24 protein-coding genes are annotated in these 17,592 nt (G+C 64.1%); 13 read left to right on the top strand and 11 right to left on the bottom strand.

From position 1 onward, the window contains the following. Positions 1 to 11 precede the first annotated feature (11 nt). The 7 genes from ACWF6P_RS23695 to rpmB all read right to left on the bottom strand — a co-directional run bounded on the left by ACWF6P_RS23695 (position 12) and on the right by rpmB (position 4,045). Positions 12 to 1,373 carry a flavin monoamine oxidase family protein gene (locus ACWF6P_RS23695; RefSeq protein ID WP_452622718.1) on the bottom strand — a complete coding sequence of 454 codons (1,362 nt, stop codon included), beginning with the start codon at positions 1,371 to 1,373 and terminating at the stop codon, positions 12 to 14. A 155-nt stretch (positions 1,374 to 1,528) separates the two neighbouring features. Next, the gene (locus ACWF6P_RS23690) at positions 1,529 to 1,993 is read right to left on the bottom strand and encodes a hypothetical protein (protein ID WP_452622717.1); all 465 of its coding nucleotides are present in this window, start codon (positions 1,991 to 1,993) and stop codon (positions 1,529 to 1,531) included. 19 nt (positions 1,994 to 2,012) lie between these two features. After that, positions 2,013 to 2,951, bottom strand: coding sequence for an AEC family transporter (locus ACWF6P_RS23685; RefSeq protein ID WP_452622716.1), 939 nt, complete (start codon positions 2,949 to 2,951; stop codon positions 2,013 to 2,015). Positions 2,952 to 3,064: 113 nt separating this feature from the next. Continuing rightward, on the bottom strand, positions 3,065 to 3,322 hold the full coding sequence (gene rpsR, locus ACWF6P_RS23680) for a 30S ribosomal protein S18 (RefSeq protein ID WP_003946414.1): 258 nt from the start codon (positions 3,320 to 3,322) through the stop codon (positions 3,065 to 3,067). 9 nt (positions 3,323 to 3,331) lie between these two features. Next, positions 3,332 to 3,637 carry a 30S ribosomal protein S14 gene (rpsN, locus tag ACWF6P_RS23675; protein ID WP_019744735.1) on the bottom strand — a complete coding sequence of 102 codons (306 nt, stop codon included), beginning with the start codon at positions 3,635 to 3,637 and terminating at the stop codon, positions 3,332 to 3,334. A 2-nt stretch (positions 3,638 to 3,639) separates the two neighbouring features. Then, positions 3,640 to 3,804: a 50S ribosomal protein L33 gene (gene rpmG / locus ACWF6P_RS23670; protein ID WP_003946358.1), complete on the bottom strand. Its 165-nt coding sequence runs from the start codon at positions 3,802 to 3,804 to the stop codon at positions 3,640 to 3,642. A gap of 4 nt (positions 3,805 to 3,808) precedes the next feature. Next, positions 3,809 to 4,045 (bottom strand): 50S ribosomal protein L28, encoded by a 237-nt coding sequence (rpmB, locus tag ACWF6P_RS23665; protein ID WP_020908631.1) that lies wholly within the window; start codon positions 4,043 to 4,045, stop codon positions 3,809 to 3,811. Between the two features lie 104 nt (positions 4,046 to 4,149). On the opposite strand from rpmB, the gene mrf reads away from it, so the two are divergent. The 9 genes from mrf to ACWF6P_RS23620 all read left to right on the top strand — a co-directional run bounded on the left by mrf (position 4,150) and on the right by ACWF6P_RS23620 (position 11,077). After that, the gene (gene mrf, locus ACWF6P_RS23660; RefSeq protein WP_452622715.1) at positions 4,150 to 5,403 is read left to right on the top strand and encodes a ribosome hibernation factor-recruiting GTPase MRF; all 1,254 of its coding nucleotides are present in this window, start codon (positions 4,150 to 4,152) and stop codon (positions 5,401 to 5,403) included. After that, positions 5,400 to 5,654, top strand: a complete 255-nt coding sequence (locus ACWF6P_RS23655) for a type B 50S ribosomal protein L31 (RefSeq protein ID WP_019744731.1) — start codon at positions 5,400 to 5,402, stop codon at positions 5,652 to 5,654. The genes mrf and ACWF6P_RS23655 overlap by 4 nt, the downstream gene beginning before the upstream one ends. After that, positions 5,654 to 5,827: a 50S ribosomal protein L32 gene (gene rpmF, locus ACWF6P_RS23650; protein WP_007727540.1), complete on the top strand. Its 174-nt coding sequence runs from the start codon at positions 5,654 to 5,656 to the stop codon at positions 5,825 to 5,827. The genes ACWF6P_RS23655 and rpmF overlap by 1 nt, the downstream gene beginning before the upstream one ends. 18 nt (positions 5,828 to 5,845) lie before the next feature. Then, the gene (locus ACWF6P_RS23645) at positions 5,846 to 6,457 is read left to right on the top strand and encodes a trimeric intracellular cation channel family protein (protein WP_003946409.1); all 612 of its coding nucleotides are present in this window, start codon (positions 5,846 to 5,848) and stop codon (positions 6,455 to 6,457) included. A 70-nt stretch (positions 6,458 to 6,527) separates the two neighbouring features. Then, the gene (locus tag ACWF6P_RS23640; protein WP_003946387.1) at positions 6,528 to 7,214 is read left to right on the top strand and encodes a response regulator transcription factor; all 687 of its coding nucleotides are present in this window, start codon (positions 6,528 to 6,530) and stop codon (positions 7,212 to 7,214) included. 65 nt (positions 7,215 to 7,279) lie between these two features. Next, positions 7,280 to 8,659, top strand: a complete 1,380-nt coding sequence (locus ACWF6P_RS23635; RefSeq protein WP_020908630.1) for a HAMP domain-containing sensor histidine kinase — start codon at positions 7,280 to 7,282, stop codon at positions 8,657 to 8,659. 226 nt (positions 8,660 to 8,885) lie between these two features. Beyond that, the gene (locus tag ACWF6P_RS23630; RefSeq protein WP_452622714.1) at positions 8,886 to 10,316 is read left to right on the top strand and encodes a S1C family serine protease; all 1,431 of its coding nucleotides are present in this window, start codon (positions 8,886 to 8,888) and stop codon (positions 10,314 to 10,316) included. A gap of 80 nt (positions 10,317 to 10,396) precedes the next feature. After that, the gene (locus tag ACWF6P_RS23625; RefSeq protein WP_283303020.1) at positions 10,397 to 10,894 is read left to right on the top strand and encodes a MogA/MoaB family molybdenum cofactor biosynthesis protein; all 498 of its coding nucleotides are present in this window, start codon (positions 10,397 to 10,399) and stop codon (positions 10,892 to 10,894) included. A 6-nt stretch (positions 10,895 to 10,900) separates the two neighbouring features. Continuing rightward, positions 10,901 to 11,077, top strand: coding sequence for a hypothetical protein (locus ACWF6P_RS23620; RefSeq protein WP_230814328.1), 177 nt, complete (start codon positions 10,901 to 10,903; stop codon positions 11,075 to 11,077). A 60-nt stretch (positions 11,078 to 11,137) separates the two neighbouring features. Here ACWF6P_RS23620 and mscL read toward each other — a convergent pair whose 3' ends face one another. The 4 genes from mscL to ACWF6P_RS23600 form a co-directional block, all read right to left on the bottom strand. Further along, positions 11,138 to 11,557 (bottom strand): large conductance mechanosensitive channel protein MscL, encoded by a 420-nt coding sequence (gene mscL, locus ACWF6P_RS23615; protein ID WP_317827296.1) that lies wholly within the window; start codon positions 11,555 to 11,557, stop codon positions 11,138 to 11,140. A gap of 99 nt (positions 11,558 to 11,656) precedes the next feature. Next, a complete protein-coding gene (locus ACWF6P_RS23610) occupies positions 11,657 to 12,388 on the bottom strand; it encodes an SAF domain-containing protein (protein WP_452622713.1) in 732 nt (243 codons plus the stop codon). A 77-nt stretch (positions 12,389 to 12,465) separates the two neighbouring features. Further along, complete coding sequence (locus ACWF6P_RS23605; RefSeq protein ID WP_003946378.1) at positions 12,466 to 12,777, bottom strand: FmdB family zinc ribbon protein; 312 nt, start codon at positions 12,775 to 12,777, stop codon at positions 12,466 to 12,468. 111 nt (positions 12,778 to 12,888) lie between these two features. Beyond that, a complete protein-coding gene (locus tag ACWF6P_RS23600; RefSeq protein WP_378543574.1) occupies positions 12,889 to 13,467 on the bottom strand; it encodes a 5-formyltetrahydrofolate cyclo-ligase in 579 nt (192 codons plus the stop codon). Positions 13,468 to 13,526: 59 nt separating this feature from the next. Between ACWF6P_RS23600 and ACWF6P_RS23595 the strand changes: the two genes are divergently transcribed. The 4 genes from ACWF6P_RS23595 to sepX all read left to right on the top strand — a co-directional run bounded on the left by ACWF6P_RS23595 (position 13,527) and on the right by sepX (position 17,482). Further along, positions 13,527 to 14,438 carry a UTP--glucose-1-phosphate uridylyltransferase gene (locus tag ACWF6P_RS23595; RefSeq protein ID WP_019744725.1) on the top strand — a complete coding sequence of 304 codons (912 nt, stop codon included), beginning with the start codon at positions 13,527 to 13,529 and terminating at the stop codon, positions 14,436 to 14,438. Between the two features lie 125 nt (positions 14,439 to 14,563). After that, on the top strand, positions 14,564 to 15,823 hold the full coding sequence (gene glp / locus ACWF6P_RS23590) for a molybdotransferase-like divisome protein Glp (protein ID WP_317554289.1): 1,260 nt from the start codon (positions 14,564 to 14,566) through the stop codon (positions 15,821 to 15,823). Between the two features lie 21 nt (positions 15,824 to 15,844). After that, positions 15,845 to 16,480, top strand: a complete 636-nt coding sequence (locus tag ACWF6P_RS23585; RefSeq protein WP_452622712.1) for a GNAT family N-acetyltransferase — start codon at positions 15,845 to 15,847, stop codon at positions 16,478 to 16,480. A gap of 267 nt (positions 16,481 to 16,747) precedes the next feature. Beyond that, on the top strand, positions 16,748 to 17,482 hold the full coding sequence (sepX, locus tag ACWF6P_RS23580; protein WP_007727521.1) for a divisome protein SepX/GlpR: 735 nt from the start codon (positions 16,748 to 16,750) through the stop codon (positions 17,480 to 17,482). Positions 17,483 to 17,592: the final 110 nt, after the last annotated feature.

Raw genomic sequence — 17,592 nt, 5'->3', positions numbered from 1 at the left:
CAAAGCGGCCGTCAGGCCTTGTTGCGGGCGATGATGTCGGCGGCGGTTCGCTGACCCATCCGGACGGCACCGTCGACGTGCTGGTACCCCTCGGCCGCGATGTCGGAGCACGAGAAGTGGATCGGGCCGACGGGCGTGCGGGAATCCGCGCCGTAGCGGTGAAGGCCGCCGAGGTCGAAGCTCGCCGCGTAGGCACCGCGTGTCCATTCCTCCGAGCCCCAGTCGGATTCGTAGTACACAACCGGCTCTTCGGCTTTCGGGCCCAGGTAGCGGGCGAGTGAGGCCAGAATCGTGGCCTTGCGCTCCTCGGCGGAAAGCTCGAACATCGCGTCGGCCTTCTCGTCGGAGACGAAAGCGACCAGGGTGCCGCGATCGTCCTCGTGGTTGGTGTTGTCGTACACCTCCTGCACTACCTCGGACGCGCCGAAGCCGGTGCCGGACAGGCCGTCTTCACGCCAGAAAGGCGTCTCGTACACGGCGTGCACCTTGATGACGAGGCCGAGGGACTGGTGCTGGTGCATCTGGTGCTGACGGCGCGGCAGCGGGGGATCGTAGGAGATCCGGGAGTAGAGGTTGGGCGGTACAGCCAGGATGACCCGGCTTGCCTCGACACGAACATCGCCGTCCGCCAACACCGTTGCGCCGGATTCGTTCCACTGCACCGTACGCACGGGCGCGTTGAGGAAGACGTCGTCACCGAGCGCCTCGGCCATACGGATGGATACCTGCTGCATTCCGCCGACTACGCGCTTGTCGAGGATGAAGTCCTCGTCGACGAGGTGGGAGAACGAACCTGCGGAGGCGGCCATCAGGACTGCCTGCAGAGCGGAGAACGAGTGGGCGGGCTTGGTGAGCATGCCGCCGGCGATGAAGAGGCCGATGTTGTCGCGCGCCTCGGCGTCGTCGGACTGGTTGATCAGCCACTGCTTGAACGAGACGGTGTCGAGATCGCGGGCGAGGGGGTGTGCCCACGGCTCCTCCGCGCCGATCTGCGCTGCGAGATCGTCCATCTCGTCGATGAGACGGTCCATCTCCTTCTTCGTGGTCTCGTTCGTGGGGAAGGAATCACCCGTGTACTGCGTCCGCTCACCCGCTGACGAGATGTAGACGGATTCGCCCTCTCGGTAGCGCTCGAACGTCGTGAGGCCGAGCTCGTCGAGCAAGGAGATCAGCGCGGTCTGGTCCGGGGAGACCCACTGGCCGCCGATTTCCAGGACTGCGCCGTCGATGGTGTCGGTCCACGTGCGGCCGCCGACACGATCGCGTGCTTCGATCACGGCGACGGACAAGCCGGCCTTGCGCAGCGCGGTTGCCGCTGCCAGGCCAGAGGGGCCGGCGCCGACGATTGCAACGTCTCTCTGGAGAGTAGGCACTTGCGAGCTCCTTCATGTTGAGCACCGCTCGAGTCGAAAAGCTGCCGACGAGCGAGTGAACGGGTGTCGGTTTTCAGTCTGTCCTGAGGAGACGCACGCCACACCTGACGAAACGGAGTGTTCGATCGTCGAACTTGTGCCGTTTAGGCGCGCGGCTAGCCGTTGATGACGTGACGATCGCCGAGCGGTCGGCTCAGCGGGACGTCCAAGCTGCCGAACACGGCAACCAGAATGCACATCTTGTCCGCGGCCTCGGGCAGTGCCCCGGTTCGCAGAGTGACGATCACCGTCGTATCAGTCTCTTCGACGGTTGCGTACGCGCCGTAGCACTCCGGAGTGCCCGTCACGAAGTGGACGGCCAGCGTGTGATCGTCGACCTCGGACCACGATTCGAACATCGTGGCCGTTGCACCCACGATGTCGGTGCGACTGTCGAACTCCGTGCCCATCTCGCTGTCGTCGACCTCGTCGGGAACGGGCGTTCCGAGCGACCAGTCGGCGGGACTCGCTTCGTTGGCCGCCATCGGATTCGGTGCGGCAACCGGCCCGGTTGTCTGGGCCCCGACGGAGCATCCGGCCAAAGCAAGGCAGGCCAGAACGGCGAGGGTTAGTACACGCATGGATCCACCGTAACCCTGCTCAAGCGAGTAGTGCCGTGACCAGCGCAATTGCCGGAATCGACGCCAAAGTGGTGACAAAGGCGCTGTCTCGGGCGAGGACCATTCCGCGCCGGTAGCGGCTTGCGTAGATGAAGACGTTCTGCGCAGTCGGCAAGGTCGAGACGACCACGATGGCGAACAACTGATGGCCGTCGATGCCGAGGAGGAAATGCGCCATCAGGTAGGCCAACACAGGTTGGACGACGATTTTGAGCGTCGACGCCAGCGCGACGTCGCGGCGCGGACTCGAGCCCTTCTCCAGCACCCGCACGCCGTACAGCGAGAGCCCGAATGCCAAAAGCGCTCCGGGGACCGACGTGGCGCCGATCAATTCGAAAGGCTGCATCAGCGGCCGGGGCGGTGACCAACCGACCAACGCGACGATCAATCCCGCTGCGCCCGCGAGCACGATCGGGTTCTTGAAGGGGGCAGTGACGGTGTCGATCAACGAGAGCTTCTCGGCATTCTCGCCGCGAAGCGCCGTCAGATCGAGGATCGTCAAAGCGATCGGGGAGTAGACGACGATCTGGAACAGCAGGAGCGGGGCAACGAACGTGGCATCGCCGAGTACGAATACCGCGATCGGGATTCCGAGGTTTGCCGAATTCACGTACGACGCAGACAGTGCGCCGATAGTCAGTTCGGGTAGCGGCCGGTTGAGCCAGATCTTCGCGACGAGAACGTACAGAGCGCCGACGGCAAAGGCCGTGGCCGACGCAACCGCGAGCGTCGGCGAGAAGATCACCGACAGATCGGAAGACGCGAGCGTGGTGAACAGCAGGGCGGGCGTCGCGACGAAGAAGACGAGTCGACCGAGAACGAACTGTCCTTGGCTACCGAGGGTGCCGAGTCGGCCGAGGAGATACCCGACCGCGATGACAACAAAAATTACGGTGAAACCCGCAACAACTCCCGACACGCTGCGGGCACCTCTCGACTGGAATGAACGACTTCGAGAAATCTTAGTCCGGGCAACAAAAAGGCCGCGCAGTCGAGTGACTGCGCGGCCTCTTCGGTACTTCTACGTGTGACCTACCGTGCGGCGGTGAAGGGGAGCAACGCCATTTCGCGTGCGTTCTTCACTGCAACGGCGACCTGACGCTGCTGCTGCGGGGTCAGGCCCGTGACGCGACGGCTGCGGATCTTGCCGCGGTCCGAGATGAACGTGCGAAGCAAGTTGATGTCCTTGTAATCGACATGCGTGATCTTCGCTGCGAACAACGGGTTCTTCTTGGGCTTACGACCCTCTACGGGGCGTGGCTTCTTCGACGGTGAACGCTTGACTGCCATCCGACTTCCTTACCAGCTCGACTTGTGTACGCCAGGCAGTTCCCCACGGTGCGCCATTTCTCGCACGCGAATCCGGGAGAGCCCGAACTTCCGCAGGTGGCCGCGCGGACGTCCATCCGCAGCGTCTCGATTGCGCAATCGTACCGGACTGGCGTCGCGTGGTAGACGTTGCAGGGTCGCTTGGGCCTTCGCGCGCTCCTCGGGCGAGCTTTTCGGCGAGCGGATCGCCTCCTTGAGAGCGGATCGCTGCTCCGCGTACCGCTCGACGATGACCCGGCGCTGGTTGTTCTTGGCGATCTTCGACTTCTTGGCCATGCCTACTTCTCTTCTCGGAAATCGACGTGCTTTCGCAGCACCGGGTCGTACTTCTTCAGCACGAGTCGATCGGGGTCGTTGCGACGGTTCTTGCGGGTCACGTACGTGTACCCGGTGCCCGCGGTGGACTTGAGTTTCACGATCGGGCGGATCTCGTTGCGCGCCATCTGCTCAGACCTTCTCGCCGCGGGCGCGGATCCGGGCGACGACGGATTCGATGCCGTCGCGGTCGATCGTCTTGATCCCCTTGGTCGAGAGAGTGAGCGTGATGCGGCGACCCTCGCTGGGCAGCACGTAGGTCTTGCGCTGGATGTTCGGGTTCCAGCGACGATTCGAACGCTTGTGGGAGTGCGAGACGGATTTTCCGAACCCCGGCACACGTCCGGTCACTTGGCAGTGAGCCGACATGGGTGTTCCTTTCAACTTGCAGATGACAATCATTTTCGACAATGCGGTGAGATCAATGTACCGTTCAACCTCGGTAATGACAATCATTCCCAGAAAGGCCCGCTGTGAACACGATCTTGGACGGCAGGACTCCGCTGGTCCTGGTCGCCGGCATGAGCGAATCCACCCCACACACCGCACGAGCGTTGCTGCGAACCGGAACTGTTCTGGTCCATCACGACCTGAGCCACGTCCGTGAAGGGGTGGTCCGGCGGACGGTCACCTCGATGACCGGGAGTGCCGGGTCTGCCAGCACTGTGTCCGAGCGCGAGACGATCCTCGAGCTCGCGCACGGCTGCATCTCCTGCACCCTGCGCGAAGACTTGCTGCCGCTCCTGCGCCGGCTTCACTCGCACAGTTCGGTCCAGCGGATCGTCTTGCTGCTGGACCGCCAACTCGAGCCCGAGGCGCTGTGCTGGGCGATCGAGCACGTCGTCGTGACCGGCGTCGTCGGCCAACTGGACGGACCGGCACAGCGCGATGTCCGCGTCGACGCCGTCGTGACGTGCATCGACGCGCAGACCTGGCTCGCCGACGCGACGGGCGACGAAGCTCTCGACGACGACCGCACTCTGGCTCAGGTCGTCGTCGGGCAGGTCGACTTCGCCGACGCGCTCGTCCTGCGCGGGTCCGACGGACTCGACGGCTGGCAGCGGTCCCGACTGAACGCGGTTCTCGCGCGCATCGCTCCGCGGGTACCCGTCTTCGATGAGGGAGACGACATCGAGGCACTGCTCCTCGAGGTGCCTGCGGATGCGCGACGCGGTGAACTGGCCGACGCACATTCACCGTTGCTGCGTCGCCAGCCGCCGCTCGACGACGACGATGGAGTGATGCTGGTCGAGTTCACCGCGAACCGGCCGTTCCACCCCGGGCGTCTGCACGAGGCGATCGACGTCCTGCTCGAAGGCGTCGTGTACTCCCGGGGGCGCGTCTGGGTGGCGACGCAACCGGGTGAAGCGCTCTGGCTCGAATCGGCCGGCGGTGGCTTGCGGGTTGCCAGCGCAGACACCTGGCTGGCCGCGATGACGCCGGAGCAACGAGAGCGCGTTCCGGCCGAGCGCCGTGCCCTCGCGGCCCTGAAATGGGACGAGCGTTTCGGTGATCGCGACACCTCGATGGTCGTTCTGACCTGCGGTGCCAACCCGCTCGAGATCGACCGAACACTGCAGCATGCCTTGGTCACCGACGACGAATTGGCAGATGAAACGTCGTGGGCCACCTGGGAAGACCCGTTCGGTGAGTTCCACGAAGACCCGTGTGACGAATCCGAATCACCTTATGCCGAAACCGAATCAACGCGAGAGGGAAACGAATGAAGAAGCAGATGCACCCCGACTACCACCCGGTGGTGTTCCAGGACGCCAGCACCGGCAAGAGCTTCCTGACCCGATCGACCGTGACGAGTGACCGCACCGTCGAATGGGAAGACGGCGGCACGTACCCGCTGCTGGTCGTCGATGTCACGAGCGACTCGCACCCGTTCTGGACCGGAGCGCAACGCGTGATGGACACCGCAGGACGCGTCGAGAAGTTCGAGCGTCGCTACGGAAAGCGCAAGGCACTCTGATGGCCGTTCCCAAGCGGAAGATGTCGCGCTCCAACACGCGCAGTCGCCGTGCCCAGTGGAAGGCGACGGCGCCCGATCTGGTCGAGGTCACGGCCTTCGGCCAGACCCACCGGGTTCCCCGGCGACTGGTCAAAGCAGTTCGACTCGGGGTGATCGACCCGAGCCGCATCTGACCGTGCGATCCTTGGCCGGTGCTGCTGAGGATCCTCGAACTGGTGGGCATCGTGGCGTTCGCAGCCTCGGGTGCCCTGGTGGGCGTCACCAAGCGACTCGACATCTTCGGGGTGTGCTCGGTGGGTGTGTTCACCGGTATCGGCGGCGGTATCGTCCGCGACGTTCTCCTCGGCGTCCATCCGCCCAGCTCGCTGAGCAGTTGGCCGTACTTCGGAACGGCCGCGGCCACCTCACTCGCCGTGTTCTACCTCCACGAGCCGCTGAATCGACTGCGTCGTGAAATCCTGGCGCTCGACGCACTGGGAATGGGTCTGTTCGCGAGCACCGGCGCCGTCATCGCGCTGGACAACAACGCCAGTTCGCTGGCGGCGACGTTGATCGGTGCGACCGCTGCAATCGGCGGCGGAGTGATCCGCGACGTCCTCGTCAACGAGGTGCCGCTGCTCCTGCACAAGGACCTGTACGCGGTTCCCGCACTGCTCGGCGCTGCGTTGGTGGTCACAGTCTCGCAAGCCGGACTGTCCACCAACGCCGCGCTGGTATGCGGCACCGCATTCGCCGCAGTGTTCAGACTGCTTGCGTTGTGGCGGCATTGGAGTCTGCCAGGACCCCGGCGAACCCGGGACTGATCGCGACACGCCGGAGCCCGGAATCGGACCCTCTCAGCCGCATCTCAGCACTTCAGTCCAAACTGTCGGTATGCGTATTTTGGTGGTCGACGACGACCGGGCGGTTCGCGAGTCGCTTCGGCGGTCGCTCAGCTTCAACGGCTACACGGTCGAACTCGCGGTCGACGGGCTCGACGCTCTCGAGAAGATCCTCGCCAACCGGCCCGACGCCGTCGTTCTCGACGTCATGATGCCGCGACTCGACGGACTCGAAGTGTGCCGCCGATTGCGTAGCGCCGGCGACGACCTACCCATCCTGGTACTCACCGCTCGCGATTCGGTCAGCGAGCGAGTCGCCGGCCTCGACGCCGGAGCCGACGACTACCTGCCCAAGCCGTTTGCCTTGGAAGAACTGCTCGCGCGACTGCGCGCTCTGCTGCGTCGCACCGCACCCGATCTCGACGCCGATTCCGAGATGATGGCGTTCGAGGACCTCACCCTCGACCCGGTCACCCGCGAGGTCAAGCGCGGCGAACGATCGATCAGCCTCACCCGAACCGAGTTCTCCCTACTCGAAATGCTCATGGCCAACCCGCGCCGCGTGCTGACTCGTGGACGCATTCTCGAAGAGGTATGGGGATACGACTTCCCGACGTCCGGCAATGCGCTCGAGGTGTACGTCGGCTACCTGCGTCGTAAGACGGAGGCGGACGGCGAACCGAGGTTGATTCACACCGTCCGCGGAGTCGGCTACGTCCTGCGGGAGACGCCTCCGTGATCACCGCTCCGTTCGGCAAGAACGCCGAACCGAAGAAATCCTCCACCACCCAAGCGTCCGTCGAAATGCGCCCGCCGATGCCACTGACCCGTTCGGTGTCGCTGCGTTGGCGCGTGACACTGCTCGCTGCGTCGGTGGTGGCCATTGCCGTCGCGGTCATGGCGATCGCGGCATACGCGGTGGTTTCGCGTGCGCTCTACGCGGACGTCGATCACCAGTTGCGGACCAGAGCAGCGGTGCTCATCGACAGTAATGTCGTGCGCTTCGATCCTCGCTACATCTCCGGCGCGACGCTCTACACGACCGACATCAGTGTCGCCCTGATCTTCTCGGATCTGAGCACGTACCAGCCGCCCGGTTCCGACGTGCCGATCGGTGAAGCCGAAGATGCCGTTGCGCGGGGCGAATCGGATTCCTCGCTGCGAACCGTCGACGGCCAGCGTGTGCTGGCCCAACGAACCCATGACGGAAGCACTTTGGTGATCGGGCAGCGGCTCGCGCCGACCGTCGCGGTACTGGACCGTCTGGCCTGGGTGCTCTTCGTGGTCGGCGGGTGTGGCGTCATTCTCGCGGCGGTGGCGGGTACTACCGTGGGCCGCACCGGTTTACGGCCCATTGCCAGGCTGACTGCTGCCACCGAACGAGTCGCTCGGACCGACGATCTGACGCAGATCCCCGTGACCGGCAGTGACGAATTGGCGCGCCTGACAGAGAGTTTCAACACGATGCTGCGGGCGCTCGCCGAGTCCCGTGAGCGTCAGTCGCGTCTCGTTGCGGACGCCGGACACGAGTTGCGCACACCGCTGACTTCGTTGCGTACCAACATGGAATTGCTCATCGCGTCCAGCCGACCAGGCGCGCCGCAGATTCCCGACGAGGACATGGCCGAACTGCGCGCCGACGTCGTCGCGCAGATCGAGGAACTGTCGACTCTTGTCGGCGACCTCGTCGACCTGGCCCGCGAAGACGCGCCCGAAACCGTGTACGAGCGGGTCGACGTCAGCGACGTCGTCGAGCGGGCGCTCGAGCGAGCACGGCGCAGGCGCAACGAAATCGAGTTCGAGGCGGTCACCACTCCGTGGTACGTCTACGGAGACCAGGCGGGCCTCTCGCGTGCCGTGCTCAACGTCCTCGACAACGCTGCGAAATGGAGCCCGAAGGGCGAACAGGTACGCGTCGAAATGCGTCCGGTCGGCCAAGGATTGTTGGAATTGACCGTAAGTGATGCGGGACCTGGCATTCCGGAGGAGGATCGGGAGTTGGTGTTCGATCGTTTCTACCGGTCGACCGCGGCTCGGTCCATGCCGGGATCGGGTCTGGGACTTGCGATTGTGCGTCAGGTCGTCGTCAAGCACGGCGGCACCATCGCGATCGACGAATCCGATCGCGGGGGAGCGCTGGTTCGAATCGTGCTTCCCGGTGAACCGGGGCCGAGTGCCGAGTAGCGTGTTCTGTAGACCCGTTGGTCCCGCGCTTCGGTGACTGACGTCACGGCTTAATGCGTTCGGCCCGAAAGTCTTTCGGGCCGAGCCGGCAACACCGGTTTTTCACGTCGAACTCTGGGTAAAGTGACAGGCACGTCTCAGCGCCTTCTCAGCAGCGCAAGGCAGCATTGTCGGCAGAACAGTTGTGACTGCCCGTCCGGTGGTCACCGTAGACGAAAGCGAGCCGATGACCGAGGACCGTAACGTCGGGCCGACCCGGCCCGAGCAGCCCAACAGCGAGCCCACCACCCAGGCGCAGCCGCAGCAGCCGTACCAGCCGACCGAATCTTTTGCCCGGCCCACCGAAAGCTTCGGGCAGGCGCAGCACCAGCCCACGCAGGCTTTCGGCCACCCGCACGGTGCCCATGAGGCCGCGTACCAGCAGAACGCTCCGTACGGCGCACCCAACCCAGGTGGACCTGGTGGACCCGGTGGACCCGGTGGCCCGAACGGTCCGGGCGGCCACAATCAGATCCCAGCGCCGCTGCAGGGGCCGAACTCCGGTTCGACCACCACCAAGCCGAAGTCAGGACGCATGGCGCTGGTTGCCGGCGCTCTTGCCCTGGTTCTGGTCAGTGGTGGCGTCGGTGGCGTGGTCGGAGCCGTCGTAGCGGACCGCAACGGAGGAACCGCGACGGTCACCAACTCGTTGAATGCCCCCAAGCCCACTGCGACCAACACGTCCAACGCTCCTGCCGGCTCGGTTCAGGCCGTTGCCTCGAAGGTGGTGCCCAGCGTCGTGCAGATCGAGGTGGCCACCGCACAGGGACAGGGCGGTGAGGGTTCCGGTGTCATCCTGTCATCCGACGGCCTGATCCTGACCAACAACCACGTTGCCGGTGCTCAGGGAGCGCAACTTCGCGTCGCGTTCTCCGACGGAACCAAGGCCTCGGCCACCCTGGTCGGTGCCGATCCCGTCTCCGACATCGCCGTCATCAAGGTCGACGGTCGCAACGACCTCACTCCCATCGATCTCGGCAACTCCGGCGACGTCCAGGTCGGACAGCAGGTTGTTGCCGTCGGGTCCCCGCTCGGTCTGGCCGGCACGGTCACCGAAGGCATCATCTCCGCCCTCGATCGTCCGGTGTCCACGAGCGGCGAGTCCGGTAACCAGAACACCGTCATCGACGCTCTGCAGACCGACGCAGCGATCAACCCCGGCAACTCCGGTGGTGCCCTCGTGAACATGGACGGCCAGCTGATCGGCATCAACACGGCGATCGCCTCTCTCGGAGCGTCCTCGGGTACCCAGGGCGGTTCCATCGGCCTCGGGTTCGCCATCCCGATCGATCAGGCACGTCGCGTTGCCGACGAACTGATCAAGACCGGCAAGGCGACCCAGGCCATGATCGGCGTGACCGTGCCGTCGCAGGACAACGCCGACGGCGCAACCGTCATGGATGTCACTGCTGACGGGCCGGCTGCCAAGGCCGGTATCCCGAAGGGTGCAGTCATCACCAAAGTCGACGATCGTGTTGTCGCAGATGGTGATTCGCTGATCGCGGCAGTGCGTTCACATGCTCCCGGCGACAAGGTCTCGATCACGTACAGCGACGGCGGACAGACCAAGACCGTCGACGTCACGTTGGGAACCGCGGCAGCGCAGGGCGGTCGATGATGTTCGGCGATCAGCAGACGATCGACCCGATCTTCGGCCAGATCGCAACGGCGTCGGGATCGGACACTACGGTAGGAGTCATGGAACTCGAAGCCACATCGGCCGGCCGCGCTCTGGTCGTCATCGTCGACGATCGCACAGCCCACGGCGACAACACCGACTCCATCGGTCCTCTGGTCACGGAACTGCTGAACGAAGCGGGTTTTCTCGTCGATGCGACGGTTGCCGTCGCCGCCGACGAAGTGGAAATTCGCAACGCTCTCAACACAGCAGTCATCGGTGGCGTCGACCTCGTCATCTCGGTCGGCGGTACCGGGGTGTCCCCGCGTGACGTCACTCCCGATGTGACCGCCGAGGTTCTCGATCGCGAGATCCCGGGAATTGCCGAAGCACTTCGCGCTTCCGGTCTTTCGGCCGGATCACTCGATGCAGGCTTGTCCCGTGGCCTCGTCGGGGTTTCGGGCAGCACGTTGGTCGCCAACCTGGCGTCGACCAGGCCGGCGATTCGCGACGGCATGGCAACCCTGACGGCACTGGCGAGCCACGTCATCGCCGAGCTGTCCAGCCTCGAGGGCTGAGACGGTTTGCCCGAGCAGCCGGATATCCCGAAGAAGCCGCCAGTCGACAAGAAGCGCCTGGCGCGCATCTTCGGGGACGTCTTTCCCGAGACGACGTCGGACGAGCGGGGTCCGGAAGGATCGTCGCGATCCTCGGACGACGATTGGCTGCGCAGCCAGCGGCCCCCGCACCACGGTGGTTGAGAAGTAAATCAGGCCCTCGGACGCAATGTCCGAGGGCCTGATTTGTTCTGTGGGCACTGCCTATTCGAGCGTCTTGGCGTGCGCTCCCGTGTCGGCGCCACTGTTGGCGGAGAGGATGTCGCGGATCTGGATGAGCAGATCGGTTTCGCTGGCTTCCTTGTCCTCGGGCTCGGAGACGAACTTCTTCTTCGCCGCATTCGCGGGAACGATGAGGACGAAGTAAACGACCGCTGCGATGATGATGAAGTTGATGATCGCGGTGACCACTGCGCCGAAGTTCAGGAACGTCTCAGAGGTGTCACCCGTCAGCTGAATGCCCCACCCGTATTCGTTGCCGCCGCCGATCGAAGCGACGAGCGGGTTGATGATGTTGCTGGTGAATGCTGTGACGATGGCGGTGAAGGCAGCTCCGATGACCACTGCGACGGCCAGGTCGAGCACGTTTCCGCGAAGCAGGAAATCCTTGAATCCCTTGAGCATGTCGGTGTCCCCTCGAGTCTCCGATGGCAAGTGCCAGATGGTCCGTTGATACCGAACCGACTGGAAAAATCCTAGAGGAGCTTCGGCCGCTTTGTGCGGTCAGCGAAATGTCACGGTGATCGCATTGGACAGAGATGCGGCGGCTACGACGTTGGCCGCGGGTGTCGGCAGGGCCAGCAGAATCACCTGTTCCTGCAGGTTACGTGTACTTTCCGAGGTGGTGACCAGCGCGACGACCGCCCCCGCGGCAAGAATCTGCGGGGCCTTGTCGGCAATTGATTCGTTGGGTGTGTCGGGGCGGGGTGTGTCTGGGCCGACAGTCAGGACGTCGACGACATCGCCGCTGCGCAAAATGTCTGCAACGGCCGCATCGGCGAGTCGAACGGGAACGATGCGGGCGTCGTCGGTGCCCACCGACAACCCGGCCAACCGGGGGCTGAGAACACGCACGTCGGTGACGGTTTCTCCGGAGCGAATCGGGCCGGCAACGGTTCTCCCGACTACCAGGTCGGTATCGGAGACAACTCCTTCGGGAAGGTGTTTCGAGTCGATCTCGCGGACCTCGACATCCGAATCCGCGATCACCTGCCCCGGAGTGAGATCGCGACTCGAGACAACTACGGCGACGGTGTCGGTCGCGGGGTCGCCTCGGAAGAAAAGAACAACGCCGAGTACGGCCAGGACAACGGCTGCGAACTTGCGGACGGTCGCCGAGCGAAATCGTGTGCCGCGTGTCAGTTCGACGAGGCGATCGAAGGTGTTCGGCGTGAGATCGAGTTGGGCGCGCAATGGGTGGGAGCGCCTCGGCGAACGAGAACGTACTGACGGCATTCATGCACGTTAGGGCCGGAAGCGGTGCTTCCGGCCCTAACGATGTGAACCTGTGGACAACCCGGAGGTTGTGGAAATCAGCTTGCGGCAGCCTTCGCGGGCGCCGGCGTGCTGGTCGACGAACTCGAGGTCGAAGAGGAGTCCGACTTGGACTCGGACTTCGCGGCAGGTGCGGAATCGCTCTTGGCCGGCTCGCTCGCTGTGCCGGAGCCGCCGCGGCTGTCGGTGCGGTAGAAGCCGCTGCCCTTGAACACGATGCCAACAGAGTTGAACAGCTTGCGGAGCTTGCCTGAGCAGGCTGGGCAGACCGTCAGCGAATCTTCGCTGAAGGACTGGACGATGTCGAAACGGTTGTCACATTCCGTACATGCGTATGAGTAGGTGGGCACCGGGCTTCCTCCGCACTGTGATGTTCGAGCAGCCGCGTATTTACACCGCAGCCTTTAGCACTCTACAAGTGACAGTGCCAACAGCGCTAATCAGGGATCTATTCCCGCAGATCATTCGCGATGGAGCCGCGTGAGACCGCCGCCCGGCGTCAGTGCCCAGCCCATCGGAATGTCGTGGTCGTCTGCCGGCAAGGTCTCGACGAGTTCGGAGTCTCTGACGAGGGCCACCAGTCGAGTCTGCGAGCCGACCGACCCGAGAGTGCGGTCGTAGAAGCCTGCGCCACGGCCGAGGCGTGTTCCGCGAAAGTCCACCGCGAGTGCAGGGATCAGCATGCATTCCACCTCGGACAGGGTTTCCGGTGGTAGGACGGGTCCGACGGGCTCCCGAATGCCGTACTTCGCCGGGCGCAAACCGTCGGCGCCGCTGTACTGGACCCAGGACAAGGGTCCGGGCTCCCCGGTGATCGGAAGTAGTACTCGCTGGGCGATCTCGGCAACGGCGTCGAGCAAGTCGGTGGATCCGGGTTCGGTGCGAGTGGGGACATACGCACATACCGTTGACCCGTCGACGATCACCGACCGCAGGTGCGTGATCAACGCCGCAGTTTCCGTGTTTCGAGTGTGCTCCGAGACTGCTTCACGGGCTGCGAGTGCGATTTGTCGCCATTGCGCTTTTGTCCGAGGTGTCACCCCGCAACGATATTCGTCTTGCTGACCGAGCGGTAACAAGCGGCGGCTAAGGTGTTGGCATGACAGACGTTGTCGCTAGCAGCACGAGGGCCTTCCGTACGGCCGTGGTCCCCGCAGCCGGACTTGGTACGCGCTTCCTGCCTGCCACCAAGACGGTTCCGAAAGAATTGCTGCCGGTCGTGGACACACCGGGTATCGAACTGGTGGCTGGTGAAGCCGCGGACTCGGGAGCCGAGCGGCTCGTCATCGTGACGTCCCCGGGTAAAGACGGAGTGGTTGCTCACTTCGTCGAGGATCTCGTACTCGAAAGCAAGCTGGAGGCAAGCGGAAAACTTGCTGCGCTGGCAAAGGTGCGCAAAGCGCCCGGTTTGCTCGAAGTCGATTCCGTGATTCAGGAACAGCCCCTCGGGCTCGGGCATGCCGTCGGTTGTGTCGAGTCGGTTCTCGACGACGACGAAGATGCCATCGCGGTCCTTCTGCCCGACGATCTCGTACTGCCGCGTGGTGTCCTGGAGATCATGGCGCGAGTTCGGGCCAAGCGCGGCGGCTCCGTTCTCTGTGCAATCGACGTACCCAAAGATGCGGTCAGTGCGTACGGCGTCTTCGACGTCGAGATCGTTCCCGACGCGGTCAATCCCGACGTACTCAAGGTCGTCGGCATGGTCGAGAAGCCCGCTGTGGAAGATGCGCCGTCGACCTTTGCCGCGGCGGGTCGCTACCTGCTCGACCGTGCGATCTTCGACGCACTTCGTCGCATCAAGCCGGGAGCCGGCGGTGAGTTGCAACTCACCGACGCCATCGCGCTCCTGATTTCCGAGGGTCATCCGGTTCACGTGGTGGTGCACCGCGGAACACGTCATGACCTGGGCAACCCCGGCGGGTACCTCCGCGCTTCGGTTGACCTGGCTCTCGACAGTGACGACTACGGCCCGTCCTTGCGTAAGTGGCTCGCGGATCGACTCGACCGCTGAGCGTGTCGCCACGGTGGTTGATCGCCCGATAACGCAGTATCAATGTGCTTGTCCCTTTTCGAAGGCAAGGCATCATGAGCTGACGGATATCACCGAATTTCCAGACACAGGAGGACGCGGACCAGATGCGGTCGGTTGAGGAGCAGCAGACCAGGGTTACCGCTGCTGCAGTGGCACCCCGTCCGGTTCGGGTCGCCATCTCGGAGGCGCAGGGACTGCTGTGTGCCGAGGAAGTGGTGACCGAACGCCCATTGCCAGGATTCGATCAAGCTGCCATCGACGGTTACGCGGTTCGCAGCGTCGATGTCGCCGGCGCGGGAGCCGATCTCCGAGGGGAGGACGGCGAGCCCACGGACCTCAGCTTGCCGGTGGTCGGCGAGGTGACGGCGGGCTCACGCCAACCGATCCGGCTGCAACCTCGTCAGGCCGTCCGAGTCGACACCGGCGCGCCGTTGCCCACGTTGGCCGACGCAGTCCTTCCGCTCGAAAACACCGACGGTGGTCGCGCTCGTGTTCGGATCTTCGAGCCGGTGCGTTCGGGCGATTACGTTCGCCGTGCAGGTGACGACGTCCAACCGGGTGATGTCGCTGTTCGTGCAGGCACCATCATCGGAGCCGCACAGGTCGGGTTGCTTGCCGCCGTCGGCCGCGACAAAGTGCTCGTCCATCCGCGTCCGCGCCTCTCGGTCATCAGCGTCGGTGGAGAACTCGTCGACGTGGATCGCACGCCGGGGCCTGGTCAGGTCTACGACGTCAATTCGTATGCTCTCGCCGCCGCCGCGCGTGATGCCGGTGCCGACGTCAACCGCGTGGGAATCGCAGGCAACGACTCGCGCCGTCTTCGTGAAGTAGTCGAGGGTCAGCTGATTCGCTCGGAAATCGTTGTCATCGCCGGTGCAGTGGGCGGCGGAGCGTCCGACGAAGTTCGTGAGGCGCTTGCCGATCTGGGGACACTCGAGGTCGAGCGCGTTGCCATGCATCCGGGGTCAGTCCAGGGCTTCGGACAGCTGGGACGAGACGAGGTTCCGACCTTTCTCCTACCGTCCAACCCGGTCAGCGCACTGGTGGTATTCGAAGTCATGGTTCGCCCGCTGATCAGAATCGCGCTGGGACGACGCCAACCGATGCGACGAGTCGTGAAGGCGCGCACGGTGGGAACGATTACGTCGATCGCCGATCGCAAGGGTTTCCTGCGTGGTCAGCTGATGCGTGACGAAGCGACGGGGGAGTACCTGGTGCAGGCCCTCGGCGGTGCACCCGGCGCGTCCTCTCATCTCCTCGCGACCTTGGCGGAAGCCAATTGCCTGGTTCTTGTCGATCGAGACGTCACCGAAGTGCACATCGGTGAAGAAGTCGACGTAGCTTTTCTCGCCCAACGTGGGTAACGCCGACCCGAGTGGGGTGTGATGTCAGTCCATCCAGGATGGCCGGAAGATCTCGGCCCGCTGCGAGTGCCCGCGGGCGTGGTGACCCTCCGCCCCGTCAAACTTCGTGACGCTGCTGTGTGGAGTCGTCTCCGCATTCGCGATCGCGAGCACCTCGAGCCGTGGGAGCCCACCGGAGAATCGCCCTGGGATGCTCGCCACCACATCACCGTCTGGCCCTCCCTGTGCGGAAACCTTCGCTCCGAAGCGCGCAAGGGCAGGATCCTTCCCCTGGTGATCGAACTCGACGGGAAGTACTGCGGGCAGGTCACCATCGGAAATGTGGTGCGCGGCGCCCTGAGGTCCGCCTGGGTGGGCTATTGGGTCGCCTCGCACGTCACCGGTGGGGGCGTTGCCACAGCGGCCGTTGCGCTCACACTCGATCACGCATTCTCGAAGGTCGGTCTGCATCGAGTGGAGGCCACTGTTCGCCCCGAGAACGCGTCGAGTCGCGCAGTCCTGCGAAATGTGGGGTTCCGGGAGGAAGGTCTCCTCAAACGCTATCTCGATGTAGACGGCCAATGGCGCGACCATCTTCTGGTCGGAATGACGATCGAGGAAGTGCCCACCACCGTCGTCGACAGATTGGTGCGGTCCGGGCGCGCTTCGTGGGTGTGACGAAGACGGCGCCAGAAGCGTGAGAAACGCGAGCTAAACAGCAGTTACCGCTGAGTAGTCCTACTTTTGGTCGGAAATTTGTGATTTTTGATTCAACTAGAACTTGAGACTTTTGGGACTGAACCGGAAGTTCAGTTCGGTACGCGTGTGACACATGAGTATGGTGGGGTTCGGCGCGTCGGCAACGATGCGAGGGCGTCGGCCGTTAACCTTGACTCGTCAACGGCTGGCATAGGTGCTGGTAGGTGATCGGGAGGAGGCCGCGGCATGCCTAGCTCATTCGTGTGGATCGGGCTGGTGGCCGTGTGGCTGTTCGTCCTGGTGCCGATGCTTGTCAACAAGCGCCCCAGGATCCGGCAGACGAGTGACGCGGCGCTCGCGACTCGAGTACTCCACCGCGGCGACAGCAACCCTGTTCAGCGCGGGCCGGCAGCAGGACATCGAAGCGATCCGAACTGGCAACCAGAACCAGTGCGCAGCAGCTACGACGCGGAGGACCAGATGGACACTCACGCAGAAGACGATTACGCCGGCGGTCGTGCACCGGTCGGAGAATTTGTTCCCGTCAGGCGCGGCCGAGGCGGGTTCGACCCCGAAGCGGATGCCATCGCCCGGGAGGCGCGGTATGCCTTCCGTCAGCGGACATTGCTGGGACTTGCGTTCGTCGCAATTCTTTCGGGCGCTCTCGCATTGATCATCTCGCCGATGGTGTGGTGGTTGTTCGCGCTCACCGTGTGCGGCCTCGGCGGGTACATGGCTTACTTGCGTCGGCAGGTTCGGATCGAGCAGGAGATTCGCCGCCGTCGCACCGAACGCCTCAACCGATCGCGACTCGGAGTCGAATCGCACACCGACGAAGAGCTGCGCCTGATTCCCGCGCGACTGCGTCGGCCCGGAGCGGTTGTCCTCGAGGTCGACGACGAAGATCCGGTGTTCGATCACTTGGACCACTACGAAGAAGAGATCAGGCACACCGAGATGCGTCGCGCGTCCGGTCAGTGATCCTCTGAGCCGATCTTCTGGGTCGATCCGTCGGGCCGAAAGTTCGTGTCGGGTGATTCCAACGGGAGTATTCATTCCTGTTAGAGTTGCCGAGCACCGCTGAGGCGGTG

Source organism: Rhodococcus sp. NPDC055024 (assembly GCF_053608585.1).
This window is presented reverse-complemented; position numbering and strand designations above follow the sequence as displayed.